Raw genomic sequence first — 23306 nt, 5'->3', positions numbered from 1 at the left:
TCATGGCATGGGTCTCCGGATCAAGTCCGAAGGCTGAAATGTTGAGGCTTCTTCCTCTGGTCCTCGGGCTTGACCCCGGGGCCCATAAAAACAGGTCGGCTGCAGGGATAACCTCGACATTGGCGAGCGTCCCTCTCCCCTTTCTGAGGGGGGGGTATAGATATATCCACTTAAAAATCCGGATTTCCCGATACGCGGGAAGCATCACAGCTCTATTTCAGCCCCACTCATCTAAAACGAACTTCAATATCCGATCGCAACGGTCTTCCACGTGCTTCTTCACCCACTTTCCGTCATTTTTTATTTGATTGCCGACTGCTGTGGTGATTTGCAACCCGCTTCCTAGGTAGGCCTCCGCTTTTTGCAATGGAGGCTTATCCTTCAGCCTAGAGTTCACCTTCGGGGGTAAAATCGTTAGGTTTCCCAGGTTATGGACATATCCTTTCGCTGCAGATTGAGGCGAAATGTGTTCTATGGATTTCGCTGGATCAGATGCCCAAATCTTTTTCCACTGCACTTCGTTCAAATCTTCCCCACGTTCGCTAGCGAGACGCTCTTCGTAACGGAACAACAAGTATCTCAATTCCTCTTGCCATTCGTAATAGCATTCATTCCATTCCCCCAAATCAGCAACCGCGCTTTCTACTGGATAGTCTTTGCCCAAGCTGAGTATCTCGTCTTCCAGCGTGTCAGCACTGAGTTCTTCTCGATGAACTCGTTGCGCCAACCTAACAAAATCACCGACCTTGTGGCGGGCATCTGCTCCATGCAGGCCAAAAATCCGAAATGTTACTGCTTCCCAAGCTCGCATTAAACGTGCTTCATCAGAGGGTTCATAGCGCCTCAGCTTAATTGAACATGCTAGAAATCTAGCATGGCCAATTTTCGTCACGGCACGTAATCGTGGATCAGCTTTTAACTCTGTCAAAACTCGCGTGGCTTCTTTTACCCAGTTAGCCACGGATGCGATTGATGGCAGATCAGCGTCCGCGACGATCAATAGATTCTCTGCGGCCTGCTCCTGATTCACTATCCGGTTTTCTAATTCGGTTGACTTGAGCGTTCCGGATATGCGTAGAGCCTCATCCCCTGTCGCCTCATCTAGTCCCAGAAAATCGTAGATAGTCCGCCAAGTGTTTCGAATTTCAGAGAGTGCGGCCTCTCTATTTCCGGTGGTTGTTGAATGAAACACGAGAGACATCAGCTGACTTTTAAACTTATCGAGCCACCGAACCTCGAGACCCCGACTATTCAAAACCTCGAATACACGGTACACGATTTCTTCATCAAAGACTTCGTGGTAAATAACAAATAAACGATTCTTTAAAGTAGATAGAAGGTTTAGCACCTTGTCAGAATCAGCCCATTCTTCAACGAACCGCTCACATTCTTCAATCGCGTCTATAAGGTTTTTATCTGACGCCCTATTTGCAGACTTTGGGAAGGTCCCCTTTCGAATGTAATCCGAAAATATATTACTCGAATCATGATTTGTTTGAAGAAGTATGAGGGAATAAAGATCACTCTTTATTAGAGTTTCTTTAACAGACGTCTTGATCTTCTCATTTTCGCCCGATTTGTCGAAATGTTTTTCGATGGATTTCAGCAAAATAATAATCGAGGTAATTCGTTGCTGGCCATCGACAATATCAACCTGTGTATATTCGTCTGGTGGAATTTCGACGGTTTTGCGCTTTAGTCCAACAATCGTGGCAAGAAAGTGATCTCGTTTAGAGCGTTGCACTTCTTTAATATCATCGAATAGATCACGTCGTTGCTTTTTTCCCCACGAATATGCTCGTTGATATTCAGGGATTTGAAAAAGCCGACCGTTTAATAAATTATTTATACTGTATTGCTTTGGATCGAGTTGCATGCCTAACTCCATTATACTTTGGTTTTGAAGATATAGGAAACCGCATCTGGTACTACGCGACATGTCCCCTTGTTGGTCAGTCGAAAATCCGCCTTTGCAAACTCATGCTCTCGCAGCATCTCCAACACGCGCCGCTCCGCCACCGGTCGCCCCGGTTCCATGAGATCGAACACAAACGTATCCCGCCCGCTGGCCTGGTCACCATGCACGATCCCACGCGTCGGATCATACCCATCCGCGATCGCCTGGATGCGGGTCCGGATTTCGAGCATTCCGTAGGCGTAATTCAGCATTGCATTGACGGGGTGCGTCGCGCGACGGTTCGATGGGACGCGCTTTGCTCTTAGGGCTGAACGTGATGTGTAAGTCAGCCAATCCTCTGGCACTGTGTGGCGATCACTGGCTTTCCAGCGGATCGGCACCGTCGCCCACACGCGGAAGTATGCGTTTGCCGCTTTACCCTCTAATCCGATAAGGTCTGACACTGTCTTTGGCGCTTCACTGTCTAGCGCTTCAAGTACGACCTCCGCAGTTTTGATCGCCCGCACTTGAGGCTCAGAGGCCGGAAAAAGCTCAATTAGGTTTTCTAGCGTGCCTTCGATCTTCTGGCGGATTAGCGGAACGCCAAAAGCGACGCGAGCCGCTTCATTTGCGCGCGTTTCGGTTTGCCAGGCCGCTTTGTCTGGATCAGCTGCATACCCGGTCTGGCCGACTACGGAGACCACTTGGCCATCCCATTTCAGGCGTATGAGCGGTATATCCTGCTCTGCCAGCCAATCGAGCGCATCGAGTGTGATCTCGCCTGATCCATCCACCAGAACAATCCGTGGCGGGTTTTCGAGCTGACTAGGAAAGAGCCGGTATTCTTTCTTTTCCTGGGGGTAGTGGGTGAGCCCGTCTTTAATAACCAGGCTTCCGCGATTGACCCTTAGAGAGAGGCCGTTGCCTGTGAGGATGAGTGGGTGAGCTTGACGCTCCCGCCGCTTTCGTCTGGGAATAGAGACTTCGTATTGTTCGAGCCAATATCGACAGCGCACCGCCCACTCATCTGATGGAATAGCGGTTTGAGTCTCCGCCTCAATTTTGCGCGCTTGATGCATTGGCTCCCCCTAACGCCTTGAGGGAATCCTAGCAGCCTATGAGTGCAACGGAAGAAGAAAGATGGGCTCGCGGCGAACCAATTAGTCACGCCTGGTATGAGTTCGTTGACTATGGTTTACCAACTCGTGAAGCAAAGCAGCGCCTTCGCGAACTACGTCGTGAGGTGCCTTACGAGGATGTAGAGCGAGTAGAAGCTGGAAAGTCCCAATATGATCTGCAAATACTCAAGTTCAAATCAGAGTTTTTAGACAGCTTGCTAGACGGCGATTTCGTCGCTTTTGGGCGTGATCTTTCTAACGGCGTTGCATCCTCAATCGTGCGCATACCCGCTGGCGTGTTTCGTGAAAGCGCCGAGGGTTTCACGATCAATTGGGGCCATAACGAAGTCTCAGGCTACGGAACGAAGTTCATTGAAGTTCGGGTGCTGCCTATCGATAGGCTCGACGTTTCAAAGTCTGTCCTTAGTAGAGAGGCTGGCTCGAGCATTGCCGACACTCAGAACACACCGACGACAGCGAATAGTCACTATGCGGTAGAAGCTACTGAGCGCCGCGGCAGGCCCTCCAATAAGGATATCATTCGAGCGGCAATTAGACATTGTGCGCTGAGCCCTAACCATTGGGGGCTGCCACCGAGTGAGCGTCGGGCCTGCTATTATAAAGCCATCAAAAAGCAAGCCGGTATCGATCCTAAATCCACCCCAGGGTTTAGTGAGAAAACCATCGCAAAGTACGAGACCGAACACAGAAAGCTAAACCACTGATTCTATGTGGCTATAAAAGCTACAATTCTTTGTCAAATTATAGATTTTATAGCTCTATTTTTAAAAGAAATACGAGGGATGACTGTCCAGTTTCTAGCCCAAAGGGCCTGATCTGGAGCCTCTCGTGTCACGCAAACAACGCGACTACAAAGCCGAATACCGCCGCCGCCTTGAGCGGGGCTTGGCGCGTGGCCTGACGCCTTCCCAGGCACGCGGCCACCCCCGCAAGGGCGAGCCGCTGGCGACCTTCGCCGAGCGCCTTCCTGCAAGCACCCCTGAGACCGAAGCCGCCATCCGCCTCATGCGTGAAGGGACCGGGATTGGCCAAGCCGCGCGAGAAGCTGGTGTCTCTGAGAAGCGCCTCAGACGCTTCCTGAAGCTGCGCAATCTCGCCAGTCGCAAAGGCCGCGTCTGGACACTCCACGATCCTCGCGTGCGCCGCTTGCCGGTGATCTCGCAAGGCCAGGTCAAGACTATCTTTGTTCCTGGCTTCAAGCCCGCCTCTGAGGCCGGGCGCGCCTGGCAGGCGCAAGGCCGCTTTACTCAAACCAATGACATAGCCCTTCTCGCCCCGCTTCAAAGCGACGGGGTGACAGACATCCATGGCCGCTTCCACCCCTTCGAAACCGATCCCAACACGCTCCACCGCATCGCGGCCTTGGAGGAGCCCGTGTTCCACGAAATCTACGCCATCACGGACACCTAAGGAGGTCAGACATGACCACGCAGACCGACTACAACTCACGTCTTGAGCGGGCTTGTCGCCGCTTAGGGACGCGCACGCCCTCTTGCGTGACTTGCGGTGAAAGCAACGCTTTCTGCTTGGAGCTTCATCATATTGGCGAGCGCGCCCATCATGAGGATCTCGCGATTGTCTGCCGTAATTGTCACCGCAAGCTCACCGACCCGCAAAAGGACCGCGCAGAGGTTCAAGCGTCTGATCCAAGCTCTGAGATGATCGGGCGCTATTTGTGCGGCCTGGCCGATCTCCTGCTTCTGATCGCTCAGACGGTGCGTGAATTTGGCGAGCGCCTGCTTGGCCTGGGCGCGTATGCGTATGGGGGCTCTCATGACCCTACCTAGCCCTGATCAGATCGCGGTGCGCGCCTATACGGAAAAGCCGGGCTTTGTGCCACGCAATCCGTCTAGTTCAGACATAGGACCGTCGCCCTGGTCTGTGACCTTTGACACCGAGACCACGACCGATCCCAGCCAAGAGCTTCGCGTGGGCTTCTATCAAGTCCATGACGGCGAGCGCTTGGATGAGGAAGGCGCGTTCTATCGCGCGGGAAGTCTCTCAAGCGCTGAGATAGCGGCGCTTCGTTCTTATTGCGCTAGGCACGGCCTCACCCTCAGAGACGTTGATAGCTTCAACGCGGAAGTCTTGCTGCGCGTCGGCTATGATCAGAGCGGATCCGTTATTGGCTTCAACCTGCCCTTTGACATCTCACGGGTGGCGATCAAGCACGGCCCCGCTCGGGGCAGCATGCGCGGCGGGTTCTCGTTCAATCTGGTGCAGACTGAACGCCGGCCGCGCATCCGCGTCAAACATCTTAGCCGCACCGCAAGCCTGATCGACTTTGCAATCCCTGGTGTGAATGAAACGCCACGCGGCATGCGCAAACGCGGTCAACGGATCCAAGCCCATCGCGGCTATTTCATCGACCTTAAAACCGTCGCCGCCGCTCTGACGTCTCGCTCGCATAGCCTGGAAAGCCTCACCGACTGCCTCGGCACGGTGACGCGCAAAAGCGGCAGTGAGGAACACGGTGGCCCCCTGACGGATAGCTATCTCGATTATGCGCGGGCAGACGTCCAGGCCACTTGGGAATGCTACCTGGCGCTCAAGTCTGAATACGCCCGCCATGGCCTGGGACGCGACCTCTCACGCATCCTCAGCGAAGCGAGTCTAGGCAAAGCCTATCTCACGCAAATGGGCGTTCAGCCGCTCCTGGTCAGCCAGGAGATCGACCGGGCGAGCTTTGGTCCGATCATGTGCGCCTACTATGGCGGACGGGCGGAAGTGCGTATCCGCCGCACGATCACTGAAGTGATCTATACCGACTTCAAATCCATGTACCCGACCGTGAACACGCTCATGGGGCTTTGGCGTTTTGTGATCGCTGAGGGCTACCAGGTGAGCGATGGCACAGATGAGGTGCGCGCCTTGCTGGCGAGCGTCACACTGGATGACCTGCAAAACCCTGACACCTGGCGGCGTTTGCCCTCCATATGCCGCGTACGCCCGGATGAAGACTTGTTCCCGGTGCGGGCAAAGTACGATGGCCAGGTCAACACGATTGGGCTCAACCATCTCAGCTCTGAGTGCGAGGTCTGGTATGCGCTTTCTGATGTGATCGCGGCGAAGCTTTTGACCGGCAAAACGCCGGAGGTTTTAGAAGCGCGCGTCTTTACGCCTGGTCCAGCACAAAAGGGGCTAAAGCCTATCCGTCTTTTTGGAGACCCGAACTTCGAAATTGATCCTCAAAAAGATGATCTGTTTAAGCGGCTCATTGATTTACGCGACGACGCGAAAGCACGCGGTGATGATCGACAATTGGCGATCAAAATTCTCGCCAATTCGACCTCCTATGGCATTTTCATTGAAATGCAGCGCGATAATGCGCCGAAAAAAGAAACGATCCGCATAGCGGGGCCGGATGGCGTTTTCCATGACGCGGAAAGCACCGCTCTTGAACAGCCGGGCAATTACTTTCATCCGATCCTGGGCGTCACCATCACAGCGGCGGCGCGTCTCATGTTGGCCCTGGCTGAAGCGCAAGCCAAAACTCAAGGCCTGAGCTGGGCGTTTTGCGACACAGACAGCCTGGCGATCGCCCGGTCTGACGGTATGGACCGCTCAGACTTCCGCGAACGCGCTCAAGCCGTCATAGATTGGTTTGAACCGCTCAACCCCTATACCAAGCCCGGCTCCATCTTGCAGATGGAGGATGTGAACTTCACGGGCGGTGGGGAGTTTGAGCCTCTTTATGCGTTCGCGATCTCCGCGAAACGCTATGCGCTGTTTAACGTCGATGATCAGGGCCGCCCAGTCATCCGTAAGGCCTCCGCGCACGGTCTAGGCCATCTCATACCGCCCTATGGTGAAGATGATTCCGCGCCAGGCGTAGCCGCGCCTATCGTCCCGCTTGGGAAACTCGGCGTCCGCCGCTGGCAGTTTGACCTTTGGTACGCGATCCTCTCAGCGGCTCTACAAGGAACACCTGACCTTGTGCCGCTCGATTACCACGCGGCGCTCAACAAGCCCGTAGCGCTCCGATATGGCGCGACCAGTCCGGCCCTTCTCAAATGGATGGATCACTACAATGCGGGCAAATCCTATGCCGCGCAGATCAGGCCCTTTGGCTTCCTAGTAGGCTTCCAGACAAAGCCCGCGATCCAATGCGGGCTGGCGGAAGACTTAGGTGCCGCGCCCGGCAAACGCGGGCGACCGTCAAAAGCGTCAACAGCGAAGCCCGTGGCCGCCTTCGAACGCGATCCAGCGCTAGCGGCCTCGCGGGCGTTCGACCGGGTCACGGGTGAAGCGGTAGGGCGTGAGGTCATGCAGACCTATGCCGGGGCGCTGACCCGCTACCACATAAGCCCGGAATGGAAATTCGAACGGGCGGGATATGCGGAGTGTGGAGAGACGTTGAAGCGGCATGTGAGCGCCGATAGCGTAATACTGATCGGGAAGGAGGCGAATGGGGTTGGGGAGTTTGGACAGGGTAGCGATCTTGCGTCTATGAAAGACTTAGTGGCTAAACTCCATAGGGAAGATAATCTACAAGAATAGGCCGTATTGCCACTTCTTAGTCGCGAGCGCAGCTTAGACGCCCCCCTAAATACTTGGATAGGCCCCCACTGTTTCAGACGTTGCCCCTTAAGGGCTATAATATGCTGGCGCACTCTAAGGCGATAAAGTTTGAAGCTCGGATGGCATTCCAAATTTTCCGGCATGCGTAGCACAGTGAAGCGAATATCATCGAGCACAGCATAATTTACAAGATAACACGACCAATGCAAACATGGGGTCAAACGTGAATAGAAAACAACAGAAAGGTATCGAATCCCTCGATAGAGGACACTTTGCAGAGCTATCATTTGAGCGATATTGTACAAGTTCTAGTATAATTGCTAATAAATTTAATAGAGATTTAACCGGAAAGGACTTTTTAATTGAAATTCCGTCCAATCATTTTTCACCAATAAAAGCAATGGATGTTCGACCAGCTGCTTTCAAGGCAGGGGTTCAGGTTAAAGCGATAAATGAAAATTCCAAATACATCAGACTTAAGCTTTCAACGTGTGAATATATTACAAAATCAGTTGAGCCTACATTTCTTTTTATAGTAATCTTGAGCCCGGAATATAAGATTCTATCTACAAAGATTATGCATTTTGAAGAGAAGCATTTAAGTAAGATACTTCGTGCATTAAGGTTAGCTACTTCCAAAAACAAATTAATAACAAATCGATACGTATCAATTAGTATATCTGATGCTACAAGCATAGATATTGAAAAATCTGATGGGATCAAAAACTTCTTAGATTTAATGCCGCCAAATATCGATGATTATGCTTATTGGAAAATTCAATCCTTAAAAAGTATTGGATATAATGATGATCGCTATAGCGGAACTATTTCATTTGATTGCAGCAATTATGAGGAATTTGTTGACGGTTTACTGGGTATTCGCCCTCTGAAGGTTTGCCATATGGAGATCAAAGAAAGGCGATTCAATATCGATTTGCCAATTGAGGGAAGGTCTGCGCCTTTTACCGAAGCGGAAACAGCAGAGCTGTCCGTGTCCCCACGCCCCAAAGCAATACGCTTGAAATGCGAAGGCAAGGCCACAAATCGAGAGATTAGTGTAGAAATAGATGCTGACTTGATTATTCCCGCTATTCCCGATATCCGTAAAGAATTTTTGAAGTTTATTATTAAAGGCTCCAATTTCTCTATAGATATCTCAAAATCTTATTTCAATTTCAATATCGATATAGATGCTCTAAAGATACAAAATATAAGAATATTGTATAACGATATTAAAATAATCAACGCTCTAAACAGAGAGGCGTGTATATTAACATTAGAAGAAAAAAACGTACGCGGCATGCAGATGGAGATGGGGCCTTTTCTTGAGGATGATCCTCAATTGGCTCAATATGAAAAAATACTAGAGGCTGCGAACTATCTGCTAACCTATTGCGGCCAATCCGAGGTCGCCGAGGGTTCGTTAAGTGACCTTTTCGAGAATGCAGAAAAATTGGTGACATTTGCTAATGTTGCACGAGGAATTGAGAGCCTGAGCGGAACAGCTGAAATGGAGGATTCTTCCATTTCTGAGGGGGATATTACCGATGAAGATTTAGGTGTCTATGTTACAGCGATTAAGATAGGGGGCAACTGGTATGGATTGGCATTTGATTTAAATATTCGCAATATTGATTTCGTTAATGATGGGTCCTTTTCATTTGAATTTAAAAGCGACAGGTTTCGGTCTATTTGTTTATTATCAGGCGACTTGATGAAAGCACATAATGATTTCTACACGAGTATATGTGTGTCCTCAAATGCCAGGTTGAAGATGTTTGAAGGGCTAGAGCCAGCGGATGGCTAATCCTTTTCTTCTCTGATTTATCTATACCCCTCCCCTTTCTGAGGGGAGAGGGGAAGCCTCCACCTCAACCCACTCCTCACTTCCTCCTTGCCACCCCCACCCGCGCCTCCTAATGTCACCAGTGGTGACATTAGGAGGGTTTGATGTCGATTTACGAAATGATCCGCGACCATATGGACAAGTCGGTGCCGTTCGCGACGGTGACGGGCGTGGAGCTGTTGGAGGTGTCGCCCGAGCGCGGCGTGGCGCGTCTGGCCAAGAGGCCGGAGGTGGAGAATCACATCCAGACCATGCATGCGGGCGCGATGTTCACGCTGGGCGAGGCGGCCTCGGGCGCTGCGCTGGGCGGCGTGCTGGGCGATCAGCTGATGGCGGCGCGGCCCGTGGCGGCGGACGCCAGCATCAAATACCTCAAGACCGGCAAGACCGATCTGACGGCTACAGCGGTCGCCAATTCAGACGCCGAGACCATCCGCAAGGAATTGGAGAAGGCCGGCAAGGTGGTGTTTGATATCAAGGTCGCCATTACCGACGCCGAAGGCGTGACCGTCGCTGACATGGTGGTGAACTGGCACGTCAAGAAAACGGGCTGATGGCGAAGGCGCGCAAATATCATCATGGCGATGTGCGCGAGACGGCGACCCGGGCTGCCCTTGAGATGATTGAGCAGGACGGCCTGGACGCTCTGACCATGCGGGCTTTGGCGAAAGCGGTGGGCGTCGATCATCGCGCGCTTTACCGCCACTATCCTGACCGGGACGCCGTCCTCGCCGAGGTCGCGGCCGAGGGCTATCGCCAGCTTCTCAGCCTCCAGCTTGCCGGGTGCGTGGACGCTTCGAACCCGCTTCAGACGGCGTTCGAGGTTTATGTTTGCTTCGCGCTCGATCACCCGCATCTGCATGCGCTGATGCTGACCCGCTCGCGTCAAGCGATGGACGCTCATGCGGCGCTGGGCGCGGCGGTGAAGGCGGAGCTTGATCAGCTGATGATCTGGTCACGTCTGGCGCTGGGCGCCGGGCCGGGTGAGCGGGAGACGGACGCGCGCGATCTCGCCTTTGCGGCGCTGGCGGCGGCTTATGGACTTGTGACGCTTGCGAGCACTGCCTCCCTGATGTCGCGAAGCCCTGAGGATTTACGCGCCTTTGTGACCGATCAAGTCAATGGTGTTTTGACCGGACAATTGCTCAGATTTGGCCGCTCCTGATCTTTGACATTCCAAGTGTTGGAAGTCGGCCCTGAACCGACTAGACAAGGCGCGAAGTCATGTCGTTTTCAGGGAGCTCCCCATGTCCACCAAGCGCACCTGTCAGGTTCTCGTCGTCGGCGGCGGTCCGGGCGGCTATCCCGCTGCGATCCGTGCGGGCCAGCTGGGGCTCGACACCATCATCGTGGACAAGCACGGCCTGGGCGGCACCTGCCTGAACCGGGGCTGCATCCCGTCCAAAGCCTTCATCCACGCCGCGTCCAAGTATGAGGAGATGGTCCATCACGCCCAGAAAGACGAGATGGGACTGAAAGTCTCTGAGCCGACCCTGGACATGGCGGGCGTGACGGCGTGGAAGGACGGCATCGTCTCAAAGCTCACCAAGGGCGTCGGCCAGCTGATCAAGGCGGCCAAGGTCGAAGCGGTTTCCGGTTGGGCCAGTTTCAAGAACGCCAAGACCTGCGTCGTCGAGATGGAAGACGGCGAGACCGTCGAAATCACGGCGGAAAACGTCATTCTCGCCACCGGCTCGAAAGAGACCGAGCTGCCCTTCATGACTTTTGGCGGAAACGTCATCGGCTCCACCGAAGCGCTGGAACTGACCGAGCGGCCCGAGAAGCTGGTTGTTGTGGGCGGGGGCTATATCGGCCTCGAGCTGGGCATCGCCTTCCGCAAGATGGGCTCCGAGGTCGCCGTCGTGGAAGCCGCGGACACGATCCTGCCCAGCTATGACAAGGAAATGATCCGTCCGGTTCAGATGTGGCTGAAGAAGAACAAGGTCGCGCTGCATACCGGCTGCAAGGCCAAGGGCGCGGTCGAGGAGGGCGGTCAGACCTTCCTCGAGTTTGAAGACGCCAAGGGTGAGACCCAGCGGATCGAAGCGGACAAGATCCTGGTCGCGGTGGGCCGCAAGCCGGTCACCGAAGGCTGGGGCCTTGAGACCATGGGCGTCGACATGGACGGCCCGTTCGTGAAGATCGATCATCAGTGCCGCACCGCCATGCGTGGCGTCTACGCCATTGGCGATCTGGTGGGTGAGCCGCTGCTGGCGCACAAGGCCACCAAGCAGGGCGAGCTGGTCGCCGAGATCATCGCCGGCCACAAGCGCGCCTATGACCCGGTCTCCGTCGCGGCGGTGTGCTTCACCGAACCCGAACTCGTCGGCGTGGGCCTGACGCCGGATGAAGCGAAAGCCAGGGGCGAGAGCGTCATCACCGGCAAGTTCCCGCTGGCGGCTTCGGGCCGGGCGCTGACCATGGAAGGCGGCGCGGATGGCGGTTTTGTACGCGTCACCGCCCGCGAGAGCGATCATGTGATCTTAGGCATTCACGCGGTCGGCAAGCACGTCTCCGAGCTTTCGGGCGAGTTCGCCCTGGCGCTGGAGATGGGCGCGACGCTGGAAGACGTGGCCGGCACCATTCACGTGCACCCGACCCTGACCGAGGGCTTCGCCGAAGGCGTGTTGACTGCGCTGGGGCACCCCATCCACATCTCGGCCTAGCCGAAACGTTATGTCATCGCTTTTCCCCGCCCGTCAAAGCGGGTAGGGGACAGTGATGACCGACGAACCCAACCCTTCCCACGCCCCGCATCATCACAACCATGAGCATGACGGCCATGATCACCATCATGGCCACGGTCATTCTAACGCCCATCCGGTGGACGGTCGGAATGAGACGCGCACGCTGATTGCGGCGGCGCTGACGGGCAGCTTCATGCTGGCCGAGGTGATCGGCGGGCTGCTGACCGGGTCTCTGGCGCTGCTCGCCGACGCGGCGCACATGCTGACCGACTTCGCCGCGCTGCTGCTGGCCTGGGGCGCGTTCCGTCTGTCGCGCCGTCCCGCCACGTCAAAGCGCTCTTACGGCTATGACCGGATGCAGATCCTGGCGGCGTTCGCCAACGGGGTGACGCTGTCGATCCTGGTGGTCTGGATCGTATGCGAGGCGGTGATGCGCCTGTTTGAGCCCAACGAAATCCAGGCGACCGGCATGGCGGTGATCGCGGTGCTGGGCCTTATGGTCAATATCGCCGCCTTCGCGGTCTTGCATGGCGCGGATACGAACAATCTCAATATTCGCGGCGCGCTGGCCCATGTGATGGGCGATCTTCTGGGGTCGGTCGCAGCGATAATTGCGGCGGGTGTCATCTGGTGGACGGGCTGGACGCCCATTGATCCGCTTCTGTCCTTGCTGATCGCGGGGCTGATCGGCGTGTCCGCCTGGCGGCTGGTGCGAGATGCGGGCCGGGTTCTTCTGGAGGCCGCGCCGGACCATATCGATCCTGAAGCGCTGCGGGCCGACCTGATGGCCTCAACGCCGGGCGTGCTCGATATTCATCATGTCCATGTCTGGTCGCTGACGCCAGACCGGCCGATGGCCACACTTCATGCGCGAATTGAGCCGGATGCGGACGCAGCCCGGATCGTGCTCCAACTCAAGGCCCGCCTGGCGGAAGAGTACCGGCTGACCCACGCCACAATTGAAGTGGAGACAGGCCCCTGCGCGGACCAGACGCTCTAGGCGCGCAATTTTACCGATTGTTAGTCATACCCTTTAAACGAAGATTCAGCCCTTTCTGTCACAAACATGCCTGTCGATTGTCGGAAGAGCGGACAACACGCTCAGACGACGACGTTTTGGGAAGTCAACGGGCCTCAAAACGAGGACCCTTTTGCTAGGTTTGGGTGTGACTATGAAAAAGTTTGCTGGTGTTTTCGCTGCCGTGTCTCTGATCGCTGGTCTGGGCGCAGCCCCCGCTTATGCGTTCCAGGAGCCGGAACTGGTTCAGGCCGAGGCCCCGGAATTCCCGCGCGCTGCTCAGCGCCGCGAGATCGAAGGCCATGTGGTCGTGCGCTACAACGTCTCCGCTGATGGCGCCGTGGCTGATGTGGAAGTGGTCGAAGCGAGCCCTGCGGGCGTGTTCGAACGCTCCGTGATGCGCGCTCTTGAAGGCTGGCAGTACGCCACCGGCCCGGGCGCTGAAGGTGTCGAGCGTCGTTTCGACTTCAACTTCGGCGACTAAACCATTTGTAAAGGCGGCGCAGTCAATCTTTGGCTGCGCCGCTTTTTTTGCGCGTTACCGGGTTAACCTTAATTGGGGCTGATAGATGGCGATCTCGATCCATTCCGTCCAGACACGCCTGCTGGCTGCTTTTGCTGCAGTAATTGTTATTACTCTGGCGACCAGCGCCGCGGGCTTGTTTGCCTTCTCCAGCTCCAAGAGTGCGCTTGACGCCATTGTTGAAGAATCTGCGCCCCGTGCCGCCGCCGCCCAGCGGCTGGAAGCGGCCTCTGGCGCCCTGACCGGTGAACTGGCGGCGTTCTCACGCTCGCGCGACACCATCGACCAACAAGTTTCCGCCTCGCGGCTGGATGCGCTGACGCAAGAAGCGAGCGCCGCGATCGACGCTCTGCGCCAGGCGGGGCTGAGCACAGAGAACGCCAATGCGCTGAGCGAAGCGCTAAATGGTGTGAGCGCATCTGTTCAGGCCGCCTCCGGCCCGGTCAGCGCGAAACTGGAATCCAGCGCAGCGCGCGAACGCGCCATGCGCGACGTGCTGCGTCAACGCGCGGCCGTGTCTGAAATGCTCGAAAGCGCGCTGGATGAAACCAGTGACGAAGGGGTGATCGAGACTCTTTTGCGCTCGTCCATGTCGGTCAATCTGGCCGCCGCGCGGTTCGCCGAGCTGAGCACGGCGAGCAGCGCCAGTGAAGTCAGCAGCATTCAGGACGATTTCTACATCGCCGCCGATGATCTCAGCATCAATATGGCCATCCTTGGCGATGTGGCGACGCCCGAGTTGCGGGACGCCGTCGATACGCTTCTGGCCTACGCAGAAGGCCCGCAAGGCATGTTCAGCCTGCGCGAGACCGAGCTTGAGATGATCGACGAGACCGAAATGCTGGTCGAAGACGCACGCATCATGGACGCGGCTCTGGCCGAACTGGTGACCGCGACCCGCGAAGGCGCGCTGAATGAGCAAGACGCCGCCAGCAATGCCGGTCTGAACGCCATGGCGTTCGGTTCAGCGCTGATGTGGGTGTTCGCCATCCTCTCCGTCGCGGTCGGCGGAGCCGTGGGTTACTTCTACGTCTCGCGCAATCTGCTGGATCGTCTGACCCGCATCGCTCGCGCCATGGCGACCCTCGCCAAGGGCGATCTGGGCAATGAGATCGAAGACGACTCCAAGGACGAGATTGGCGAGATGGCCAAGGCCGTCGCCGTCTTCCGCCAGAACGCCGTCGAGCGTCAGCGTCTGGAACAGGAAAGCGAAGCCGAGCGGATCGCCCGCGAAGCCCGCGCCAAGAAGATCGAAGAGCTGGTGGCCCAGTTCGACGATGTCTCGCGCCGCGCGCTGGACGCCGTCGGCACCGCGGCCGAGGAAATGGAAAGCGCTGCGACCGCGCTCGACCATTCCTCTCGCAGCGCTGGCGAAACCACGGCGCGCGTGAACTCGTCGGGCAGCCGCGCCGCTGAAAACGTGGACACCGTGGCCGCCGCCGCTGAAGAGATGACCGGCTCCATCGCCGAGATCGCCCAGCAGATATCGCGCTCCACCGAGATCGCCCAGGACGCCGCCAACCGTGTGCAGGCGACCAATACGGACGTGGCTCAGCTCGATGAAGCCGCCGCTCGCATCGGCGACATTGTCAACCTGATCGAAGGCATCGCCGAGCAGACGAATCTGCTGGCGCTGAACGCCACCATCGAGGCCGCCCGCGCCGGTGAAGCCGGCAAGGGCTTTGCGGTCGTGGCCAGCGAGGTGAAAACCCTGGCTGAACAAACCGCCAATGCGACCAAGTCCATCTCCGACCAGATCTCCGGCATTCAGGGCGCGACCACCAAGACTGTGGGCGCCATCGAGAATATCGGCGAAGTGATCTCTGAGATGAACAACATCTCCGCCGCCATCGCCGCCGCCATGGAAGAACAGCGCGCTGCAGCGTCCGAGATCACCCGCGCCGCCCACGAAGCCGCGTCGGGCACCCGTGAAGTGTCTGAATCCATCGGCCAGGTGGACGCCGCCGCCTCTGAAACCGGCCAGTGCGCCGCCCAGGTGAACGCCGCCAGCCACGCCCTGACCGAAGAATCCACCGGCCTGCGCAAAGCGGTCGGCGAGTTCCTCTCCTCGGTCCGTGCGGCCTAACTGATTTATGTGACGCCGCATCAGCGCGGGCCCCTTGCAAGGCGGCCCGCGCGCGGTTATACGCCTCCCTCCGGTTCGCAGCCGACCCAGTTGCGAACATACGGTTTGGCTGGGTAGCTCAGCTGGTTAGAGCGCACGACTCATAATCGTGAGGTCGGGAGTTCAAGTCTCCCCCCCGCCACCACTTCCTCTCCTTTGAAAATTGAATTGCCTGATCGCCCCCGCCGGCGACCTGACCGATCTCGATGTCAGCTTCCTGCGGCCGGGCTCGAACGGCCAGACGGTGTCGTTTGATTATGGCTATGACGCGGCCGGACGGCTTGAAACGCAAATCATCTCCAACGCTGACTGGGACTGGAGCCCGGCCCAGGCCGGCTCGCCGCTCAGCGCGACCTATGAGGCCAATCCGCTCGATCAGTATGCGAGCGTGGACGGTCAGGCGTTCAGCTATGATCTGAATGGTAATCTCACCGCCTATCGCGGTCAGACCCTGGTGTATTCGTCTGAGAACCGGCTTGAGACTCTGTCTGGCGCCGGTGTGGAGGCCGAGTTCAGCTATGACGCCGAGGGGCGGCGCAAGCGCATGCGGGTGGGCAATACCCGCACCGAGTTTGTGCATGCCGGGACGATGGAGATCGCCGAGTATGACGGCGATTGCGGCGCCTTGCTGCGGCGCTATATTCCCGGCCCTGGCGTTGACCAGCGGGTGCTGTTGATCAGCTGCGGCAGCTCGGCGGATTGCGCGCCGAACCAGTCGGGCGCAGACACCTATGCCTACACCGCGGACCGTCTGGGCCATGTGGTGGCGGTGACCCATACCCAGACCGGCGCGATCGAGCGCTATGTTTACTCGCCCTATGGGGTGGAGCTGCGCGGTGATGAGTCCGGCAATCCGTTCCGCTATACCGGCCGCCGCTATGACGCGGAAACCGGGCTCTATTATTATCGCGCCCGGTATTATGACGCCGATCTGGGCCGGTTCCTCTCAACGGATCCCATTGGCTATGCGGATCAGTGGAACCTCTACGCCTATGTGGGCAATGATCCGGTGAATGCGACGGATCCGACGGGAATGTGTCCTTGGTGCGTCGGTGCGGGGATTGGCGCCGTATTCGGAGCTGCTACAGAATTGGCTGCGATTGCAATGGAGGGAGATGTCGGCCTGCGTGAGGGCTTGGCGCGGGTTGCCGTGTCGACGGGCGCTGGAGCCATAGCTGGTGCAACTGGTGCAGGGGCTGGCGCCTTTGTAGCCGGCCAGTTGGCAAAAACAGCTGCAGTTCGCACAGGGATGACGGCCGCTAGTGCAGGCGTGAGGTTGGCTACCCAAACAGGTGTTAGGACAGCCTCGGGAGCAGCCGGGGGAGGACTGGCTGGTGCAACGGATGCAGCGCTATTAGAAGGGGCTGAAGGAGTGTCCGGCATAGGGGATGGCGAGTTCAATGCTAATACTATTGGGGAAAGTGCCGTTGTAGGTGCTGTCTTAGGAGGGGCATTGCAAGGCGTTCGTCCTGCAGTTGGTCAGCACGCGCGTTCCGTAGGTCGACCACAAGACGCCGCGCCTTTGAGGGATCAGGCATCTGGCGCGGTTGAGGCAACAGTAGGTGTGGTTAGTCCAGCGCTCACTGAGGCTACGAACGCACAATGCGATCAGTCAGAACGTAATTGTTAGAGTTGAGTGAAAATACTATGAATAAAAATAAATTGATTCGATTTATTATTGACGTGGTTGCTAGGCCTATTGTTGCGGCGTTTGCGATTTATATTATTCTATTGTTTTTTGTCTCGATTGGCTTTCTAAGTAGTGGAATTGAAATACATGCAGCCATATTCGGAATGCTGGTTGTTTTTGTATTATCTATTTACAATTACCTTGTTCCTTTATTTAAAGACTAAAATTGCTTTTATGTAAGTTTTTCCAAATAGCTCGGCCGCGCTGTTTGCCTATTCCGCGCGCGGGGATATCCGCTGCATGACATCAATCTGACCGGCGCGGCCGCCTCGGCGTGTAATGGCGCGGGGGCGGAAGTCGCTTATGACTTCACCTCCAATGGCGTGGGGCAGATCCTCAGTGAAAGCCTCGCCAGCACGCTCAGCGGCGAGGATCTGGTTTGGCGACCGTCGGTCTCGGCGACTGATGCTTACGCCAGCAATGGCCTGAACCAGTACACCTCTGTCACCGGCGCCGCGCTCGGCTATGACGGCAATGGCAATCTGACGAATGACGGGCAGGGCCGCAGCGCCCAGCCGCCCCCCCCCCAGGTGCGGCAGAGCAGCGCGGGGCGGTGACAAGTCTCTCACACTTATCTATTTTGATAAGTGTTCAGCGCGGCGGGAGGCCTCCCGCGCTCGCGCACAAGGAGAGACTGCATGATCCGCTGGCTGGCTTTGGGATGTCTTGCGCTGGGTCTGACCCCGGCTGCGAGTTGGGCGCAAGATGAGCCCTATCAGGTTTCCGAGACCGAAATCACTGATCAGAAGGCGGTCTTCGCCACCGTGCAGAGCGTGGACGTCACCATGGCGCGCGCGCGCCTGTCGGGCACAATCGGTGAATTGCGGATTGACGAGGGCGACCGGGTCGAGGCCGGCGAGGTGATCGCGGTGGTCGTGGACAACCAGATCGCCCCGCAGATCGGGTCGCTCAATGCGCAATTGGCGGCGGTGACCGCTCAGCTGGAGCAGGCCCGCGCCGATCTGGCGCGCGATCAACGCCTGTATGAGCGCGGCCTTGTGGCTGAAGCGCGGCTGGAAGCGGCGCGCACCCAGGTCGAAGTGTTTGAAAATCAGGTCGCGTCCGCGCGCCAGCAGCGCGCCGTGACGGTTCAGCGCTCGCGTGAAGGCGATGTGCTGGCGCCCGCAACCGGCGTGGTGCTGTCGGTTCCGGTGACGGCGGGCAGCGTGGTGATGCCGGGCGAGCAGATCGCCGAGATCGCCACCGATCTTTATGTGCTGCGGCTCTCTTTGCCCGAACGCCATGCCCGTTTCATCGCCGAGGGTGATCCCATTGCGTTGGAAGGCGGGGCGATGACCGAGGACGGCCTGGCCGCGACCGGCACGATCCGTCAGGTTTATCCCCGCATCGAGGCGGGCCGGGTGACGGCGGACGCGGTCGTTGAGGGCCTTGGCGATTTCTTTGTGGGCGAGCGTGTGCGCGTCCTTGTGAGCACCGACGCCCGGCGCGGCGTCGTTATTCCGATTGATCTGATCGAGACCCGCTATGGGCTCGATTATGTCAGCGTGCTGGATGACGCCGGCCACCCCCATGACGTGGTGGTGCAGCGCGGCGGGCGGCAAGACGGGCCCGACGGCGAACCCCGCGTTGAAATCCTCTCCGGCCTGCAGTCCGGCGACCTGTTGGTGCAACCATGAAGCTGGGCCTGTCTGGACATCTGGCGAATGGGTTTATCCGCTCGCCGCTCACCCCGCTGTTTTTGCTGGCCGCACTCGGCCTGGGTCTGATCGCGCTGTTGACCATTCCGCGCGAGGAGGAGCCGCAAATCTCCGTGCCCATGATCGACATCATGGTGCGCGCGGACGGGCTGGCCGCGGCGGATGCTGTCGAGCTGATCACCGAACCGCTTGAAGCGATCATCTCCGGCATCGCCGAGGTCGAGCATACCTATTCCAACACCATGGATGATCAGGTTGTGGTCACCGCCCGCTTCAAGGTGGGCGTGGCTGAAGACCTGGCCGTTCTGCGCGTGCATGAGGAAATCCGCGGCCATTACGACCAGCTGCCCCTGGGCGTGCCCGAACCCTTGATCATCGCGCGTGGCATCAATGACGTGCCGATCCTGACCCTGACGCTCAGCCCGGAACCGGGGCTTGGAGAACGCTGGACGGACGCGTCGTTGCTGACTTTGGCCGAAGAGCTGCAATCGCGGCTGACCTCGGTGGACGGATCGGGCTTGAGTTTCATGGTCGGCGGACGCGCGGATCAGGTGCGCATCGAACCTGATCCTGAGCGGTTGGCGCTCTATGGCGTCACCTTGCAACAGCTGGCGGGCAAGATCGGAGCGGCCAATTCGGCCTTTCCGGTGCGTCCCGTGTTTCAGAACGGCGCGGTGGCGCAGACGCTGGTGGGGGAAACCCTGCGCGATCCCGCCTCCATCGGTCTTCTCTTACTGACAACGCGTGACGGGCGCCCCGTCTATGTCCGTGATGTGGCGGATGTGGTGATCGGGGCCGAACCCTCTGATCACCGCGTCTGGTCCCTCTCTCGCGAAGGCGACGCCCATGCTGAAGACGCCCAGGCCGAAGCGGCGCATGGCGCGACCGGCGACTGGGTGCGTACCCCGGCGGTGACTTTGGCCTTGGCGAAACGCCCCGGCGCGAACGCCGTGGTGGTGGCCGAGCAGGTGCTGGACACCGTCGAGACGCTGCGCGGCACGCTGATCCCGGACGGCGTGCGCGTCGAGGTCACGAGAAATTACGGGGAGACGGCGGCGGAGAAAGCCAATGAGCTGTTCTTCCATCTGGGCCTCGCGACGATCTCCATCGTAGTGCTGATCGCGCTGATGGTGGGCTGGCGGGAATCCATCGTGGTGCTGGTGGTCATTCCCACCACCATCCTTCTGACCCTGTTCGCCTCCAATACTTTGGGCTTCACCATCAACCGGGTCAGCCTGTTCGCGCTGATCTTCTCCATCGGCATTCTGGTGGATGACGCCATCGTGGTGATCGAGAACATCGCCCGTCACTGGGCGATGAAAGATGGCCGTCCGCCGATCAAGGCCGCGGTCGAGGCCGTGGCCGAAGTGGGCAATCCCACCATCGTCGCGACCCTGACCGTGGTGGCGGCGCTCCTGCCCATGCTCTTCGTGTCCGGGCTGATGGGGCCGTATATGGCGCCGATCCCGATCAACGCGTCTGCGGCGATGATCTTCTCGTTCTTCGTGGCGATGATCATCACGCCCTGGCTGATGGTGAAAATCGCCAGCAACGCCGGCGAACACGCCCATGGCGCGGAAGACAGCGAGACCCGGCTGGGCCGCGGCTATCGCGCCATTGCGGGCTGGGTGGTGAAAAGCCGCGCCCGCGCCTGGGCGTTCCTGATCAGCGCCGGGGTTCTGACGCTCGTCGTCATGATGGCGATCCCGCTGGGGATTGTGACGGTCAAGCTGCTGCCATTCGACAACAAGTCAGAGTTTCAGGTGATCGTGGACCTGCCCGAGGGCGCGAGCCTTGAAGACACCGAACGGGTCCTGTTTGAAGCGGCGGACGTTTTGTCGGGCGTCGAGGAAGTGATCTCCATCCAGGCCTATGCCGGCGCGTCTGCGCCGTTCAACTTCAACGGCCTGGTGCGTCACTATTTCTTTCGCAGCAATCCCGAGCAGGGCGACCTTCAGGTCAATCTGGCCTCTCGCCATCACCGCACCCGCCAGAGCCATGACATCGCGCTGGAGGCGCGTGAGCTGTTGAGCGCGATTCCCATGCCCGAGGGCACGGTGATCAAACTGGCTGAAACCCCGCCCGGGCCGCCGGTGCTCGCGACCTTGCTGGCGGAGATTTACGGCCCCGATGGCGAGACCCGCCGCGCCGTGGCGTCTGAAGTGCGCCGCATCTTTGAGGACGTCGACTTCATCGTCGATGTGGATGACAGCTTTGGTCAGCCACGCCCGCGGCTCCAGATCGTGCTTGATCAGGACAATCTGGAATTTTACGGGGTGGAGCAGGGCGATGTGTTTGAGACCCTGCGCATCCTGCTTGATGGCCGCGCAGTGGGCTACGCCCAGCAGGGCGATGGCCGCAATCCGCTCGAAATCACGATTGATCTGCCCCGGTCAGAACGGATCTGGGCCGAGCGTCTGCTCTCCACGCCCGTCCCCGCCAATCTCCTGCCGGGCGACCGCACCGTGGTCGAGCTCGGCGATGTGGTCAGCGTGCGCGAAGTGGAGGGCTCGCCGGTGATCTATCGCCGGGACGGCCGCTTCGCCGACATGGTGATGGGCGAGCTGGCGGGCCGCTATGAAGCGCCGATCTACGGCATGGGCGCGGTCGCCGAGCGAATTGAGGGCGAAGACTGGCCCGAGGACCTGCCGCGTCCGGACATTCGCCTGTTCGGTCAACCGATCAGCGATGATGCGCCGACCCTGCTGTGGGATGGCGAGTGGGAGATCACCTATGTGACTTTCCGCGATATGGGCGCGGCCTTCATGGTGGCGCTGGCGGGCATCTACGTGCTGGTGGTGGCCCAGTTCGGGTCGTTCCGGGCGCCGCTGGTGATCCTGACGCCGGTTCCGCTGACGCTGATCGGCATCCTGATCGGGCACGCCCTGTTCGGGGCGCCGTTCTCGGCCACGTCAATGATCGGGTTTATCGCGCTGGCGGGGATTATCGTCCGCAACTCGATTCTGCTGGTGGATTTCATCCGCCATGAAGCCAAGCCGGACGAAACCCTGCGCGAGACCGTGCTGCGGGCCGGGGCGATTCGCTTCAAACCAATCCTTCTGACCGCCCTCGCGGCGATGCTGGGCGCCTCGGTGATCCTGTTTGACCCGATCTTCCAGGGTCTGGCGATTTCGCTGCTGTTCGGCCTGTTGTCCTCGACCCTTCTGACCCTGCTGGTGATCCCGGCGGTCTATGTGGTCTTCAAGGATCCTGACACGCCCTACCGTACTGATGTGGGAAAAGCGCACGCCGAGGACTAAAAAAGGGAACTCACCGAAACTTGATCCGTTCTGGTTGCCGGGCAGGCGTCCTAAGCGTACGTTAACCTTAACAGGGGGTAAACGCTTGGACGAGGCGGGACAGGCGCACATGCACGGACGCGATCAATTCTCTTACGGACTGGGATGGGTCTGGGTCCTGGCGGCCCTGATCCTGATCGGATTGCTCGTCTATGGCGGCTGGCGCATGAGTGACATCATGCGCGGCGCTGAAGAGAGCGAGCCCATCTATGCGGCCTGCATCGACACCTATGGCGACAATAATTGCCGGTGTTTCTCGGGCGTGCTCAGTGTACAGCTCTCGCGCTATGGCTATCAAAGCTATGTGCGCGAGCTGGAGCGTGACGCCTATCGTCGGCGCTATTTTGACGGACGGCTGGCGCAAAACACCCTGACCGGACGCGACGCCCGGGTCTGTGTTGACGCGTCTGACATCTGCGGCGTCCCGGTCTGTGAGCCGCCCCGGTATGATTATTATCAGAATGATCTGGACGCGGATCCGGCCTACGCCCCGCAGACTCAAGAGCGCCCGTTCGGTGAAACCCAACGCGGCTGGGGCGAGGGATCATGAACCGCTTCTCCATACTTGTGACGCTGGCCCTGGGGGTGGCTCTGGCGGGCGTGACGGCGGCGTTTCTCGTTTCTGAGAGCGCCGCCCGGCAGTCTCTCTTCGACTTTCAGTCTGATTCCGAAGAAAACGATGACCGCATGGCGCGTCCCGCTTCAGACGACGACTGGCAACCGCGCACCTTGTCCGAGGCCTCACGCCAGCAAGGACGCTGGACGCCGCGCGGAGGACGCGCGCCCGGATACCAGCCGCCGGTCTATCAAGGCTCCAGCAGCTGGCTGAACCCGAACCGCAGCTGGTTCCCGCGCCAGCGCGACGCGTTTCCGTCCGAACCCTGGACGTATCATCTTGAGACA

Annotated in this window: 18 protein-coding genes, 1 tRNA gene and 1 pseudogene; 18 read left to right on the top strand and 2 right to left on the bottom strand. The window is 58.3% G+C overall.

From position 1 onward, the window contains the following. Window positions 1-217: 217 nt before the first annotated feature. Together B3M53_RS13705 and cas1 are read right to left on the bottom strand one after the other, a co-directional pair. Window positions 218-1876, bottom strand: coding sequence for a DUF262 domain-containing protein (locus B3M53_RS13705; protein WP_286800690.1), 1659 nt, complete (start codon window positions 1874-1876; stop codon window positions 218-220). Between the two features lie 11 nt (window positions 1877-1887). Then, window positions 1888-2976, bottom strand: coding sequence for a CRISPR-associated endonuclease Cas1 (gene cas1, locus B3M53_RS13700; protein WP_286800689.1), 1089 nt, complete (start codon window positions 2974-2976; stop codon window positions 1888-1890). Between the two features lie 38 nt (window positions 2977-3014). Between cas1 and B3M53_RS13695 the strand changes: the two genes are divergently transcribed. The 18 genes and pseudogenes from B3M53_RS13695 to B3M53_RS13610 form a co-directional block, all read left to right on the top strand. Continuing rightward, window positions 3015-3740, top strand: a complete 726-nt coding sequence (locus tag B3M53_RS13695) for a hypothetical protein (protein ID WP_286800687.1) — start codon at window positions 3015-3017, stop codon at window positions 3738-3740. A 124-nt stretch (window positions 3741-3864) separates the two neighbouring features. Next, window positions 3865-4446 (top strand): hypothetical protein, encoded by a 582-nt coding sequence (locus B3M53_RS13690; RefSeq protein WP_286800685.1) that lies wholly within the window; start codon window positions 3865-3867, stop codon window positions 4444-4446. A gap of 11 nt (window positions 4447-4457) precedes the next feature. Further along, entirely contained in the window at window positions 4458-4823 is a 366-nt protein-coding gene (locus B3M53_RS13685; protein ID WP_286800682.1) for a hypothetical protein, read from the top strand. A gap of 175 nt (window positions 4824-4998) precedes the next feature. After that, the gene (locus tag B3M53_RS13680; protein ID WP_286800679.1) at window positions 4999-7536 is read left to right on the top strand and encodes a hypothetical protein; all 2538 of its coding nucleotides are present in this window, start codon (window positions 4999-5001) and stop codon (window positions 7534-7536) included. Window positions 7537-7780: 244 nt separating this feature from the next. Next, complete coding sequence (locus B3M53_RS13675) at window positions 7781-9364, top strand: hypothetical protein (protein ID WP_286800677.1); 1584 nt, start codon at window positions 7781-7783, stop codon at window positions 9362-9364. Between the two features lie 143 nt (window positions 9365-9507). Further along, window positions 9508-9957, top strand: coding sequence for a YiiD C-terminal domain-containing protein (locus tag B3M53_RS13670; protein ID WP_286800674.1), 450 nt, complete (start codon window positions 9508-9510; stop codon window positions 9955-9957). Continuing rightward, window positions 9957-10568 carry a TetR/AcrR family transcriptional regulator gene (locus B3M53_RS13665; protein ID WP_286800673.1) on the top strand — a complete coding sequence of 204 codons (612 nt, stop codon included), beginning with the start codon at window positions 9957-9959 and terminating at the stop codon, window positions 10566-10568. Before B3M53_RS13670 ends, B3M53_RS13665 begins: the two co-directional genes overlap by 1 nt. A gap of 82 nt (window positions 10569-10650) precedes the next feature. Then, window positions 10651-12069, top strand: coding sequence for a dihydrolipoyl dehydrogenase (lpdA, locus tag B3M53_RS13660; RefSeq protein ID WP_286800670.1), 1419 nt, complete (start codon window positions 10651-10653; stop codon window positions 12067-12069). 55 nt (window positions 12070-12124) lie between these two features. Then, window positions 12125-13090: a cation diffusion facilitator family transporter gene (locus B3M53_RS13655; RefSeq protein WP_286800667.1), complete on the top strand. Its 966-nt coding sequence runs from the start codon at window positions 12125-12127 to the stop codon at window positions 13088-13090. Window positions 13091-13262: 172 nt separating this feature from the next. Next, complete coding sequence (locus tag B3M53_RS13650; protein WP_286800664.1) at window positions 13263-13592, top strand: energy transducer TonB; 330 nt, start codon at window positions 13263-13265, stop codon at window positions 13590-13592. A gap of 85 nt (window positions 13593-13677) precedes the next feature. Then, entirely contained in the window at window positions 13678-15717 is a 2040-nt protein-coding gene (locus B3M53_RS13645) for a methyl-accepting chemotaxis protein (RefSeq protein ID WP_286800662.1), read from the top strand. Window positions 15718-15824: 107 nt separating this feature from the next. Next, a tRNA-Met gene (locus tag B3M53_RS13640) sits at window positions 15825-15901 on the top strand. Between the two features lie 18 nt (window positions 15902-15919). Beyond that, on the top strand, window positions 15920-17386 hold the full coding sequence (locus B3M53_RS13635; RefSeq protein ID WP_286800659.1) for an RHS repeat-associated core domain-containing protein: 1467 nt from the start codon (window positions 15920-15922) through the stop codon (window positions 17384-17386). Window positions 17387-17769: 383 nt separating this feature from the next. Further along, window positions 17770-18003: a hypothetical protein gene (locus tag B3M53_RS13630; RefSeq protein ID WP_286800655.1), complete on the top strand. Its 234-nt coding sequence runs from the start codon at window positions 17770-17772 to the stop codon at window positions 18001-18003. A gap of 81 nt (window positions 18004-18084) precedes the next feature. Then, window positions 18085-19083 (top strand): efflux RND transporter periplasmic adaptor subunit, encoded by a 999-nt coding sequence (locus tag B3M53_RS13625; RefSeq protein WP_286800652.1) that lies wholly within the window; start codon window positions 18085-18087, stop codon window positions 19081-19083. Continuing rightward, entirely contained in the window at window positions 19080-22364 is a 3285-nt protein-coding gene (locus tag B3M53_RS13620; protein ID WP_286800650.1) for an efflux RND transporter permease subunit, read from the top strand. Before B3M53_RS13625 ends, B3M53_RS13620 begins: the two co-directional genes overlap by 4 nt. A gap of 109 nt (window positions 22365-22473) precedes the next feature. After that, the gene (locus tag B3M53_RS13615) at window positions 22474-22953 is read left to right on the top strand and encodes a hypothetical protein (protein ID WP_286800648.1); all 480 of its coding nucleotides are present in this window, start codon (window positions 22474-22476) and stop codon (window positions 22951-22953) included. Beyond that, window positions 22950-23306: pseudogene (locus tag B3M53_RS13610) on the top strand (hypothetical protein); the annotation flags it as partial. The gene B3M53_RS13615 and the pseudogene B3M53_RS13610, both read left to right, overlap by 4 nt.

Source organism: Oceanicaulis sp. UBA2681 (assembly GCF_002354675.1).
GTDB lineage: Bacteria > Pseudomonadota > Alphaproteobacteria > Caulobacterales > Maricaulaceae > Oceanicaulis > Oceanicaulis alexandrii.
Note: the sequence above shows the minus strand (reverse complement) of the source record. Positions and strands in the feature narration are given on the sequence as shown.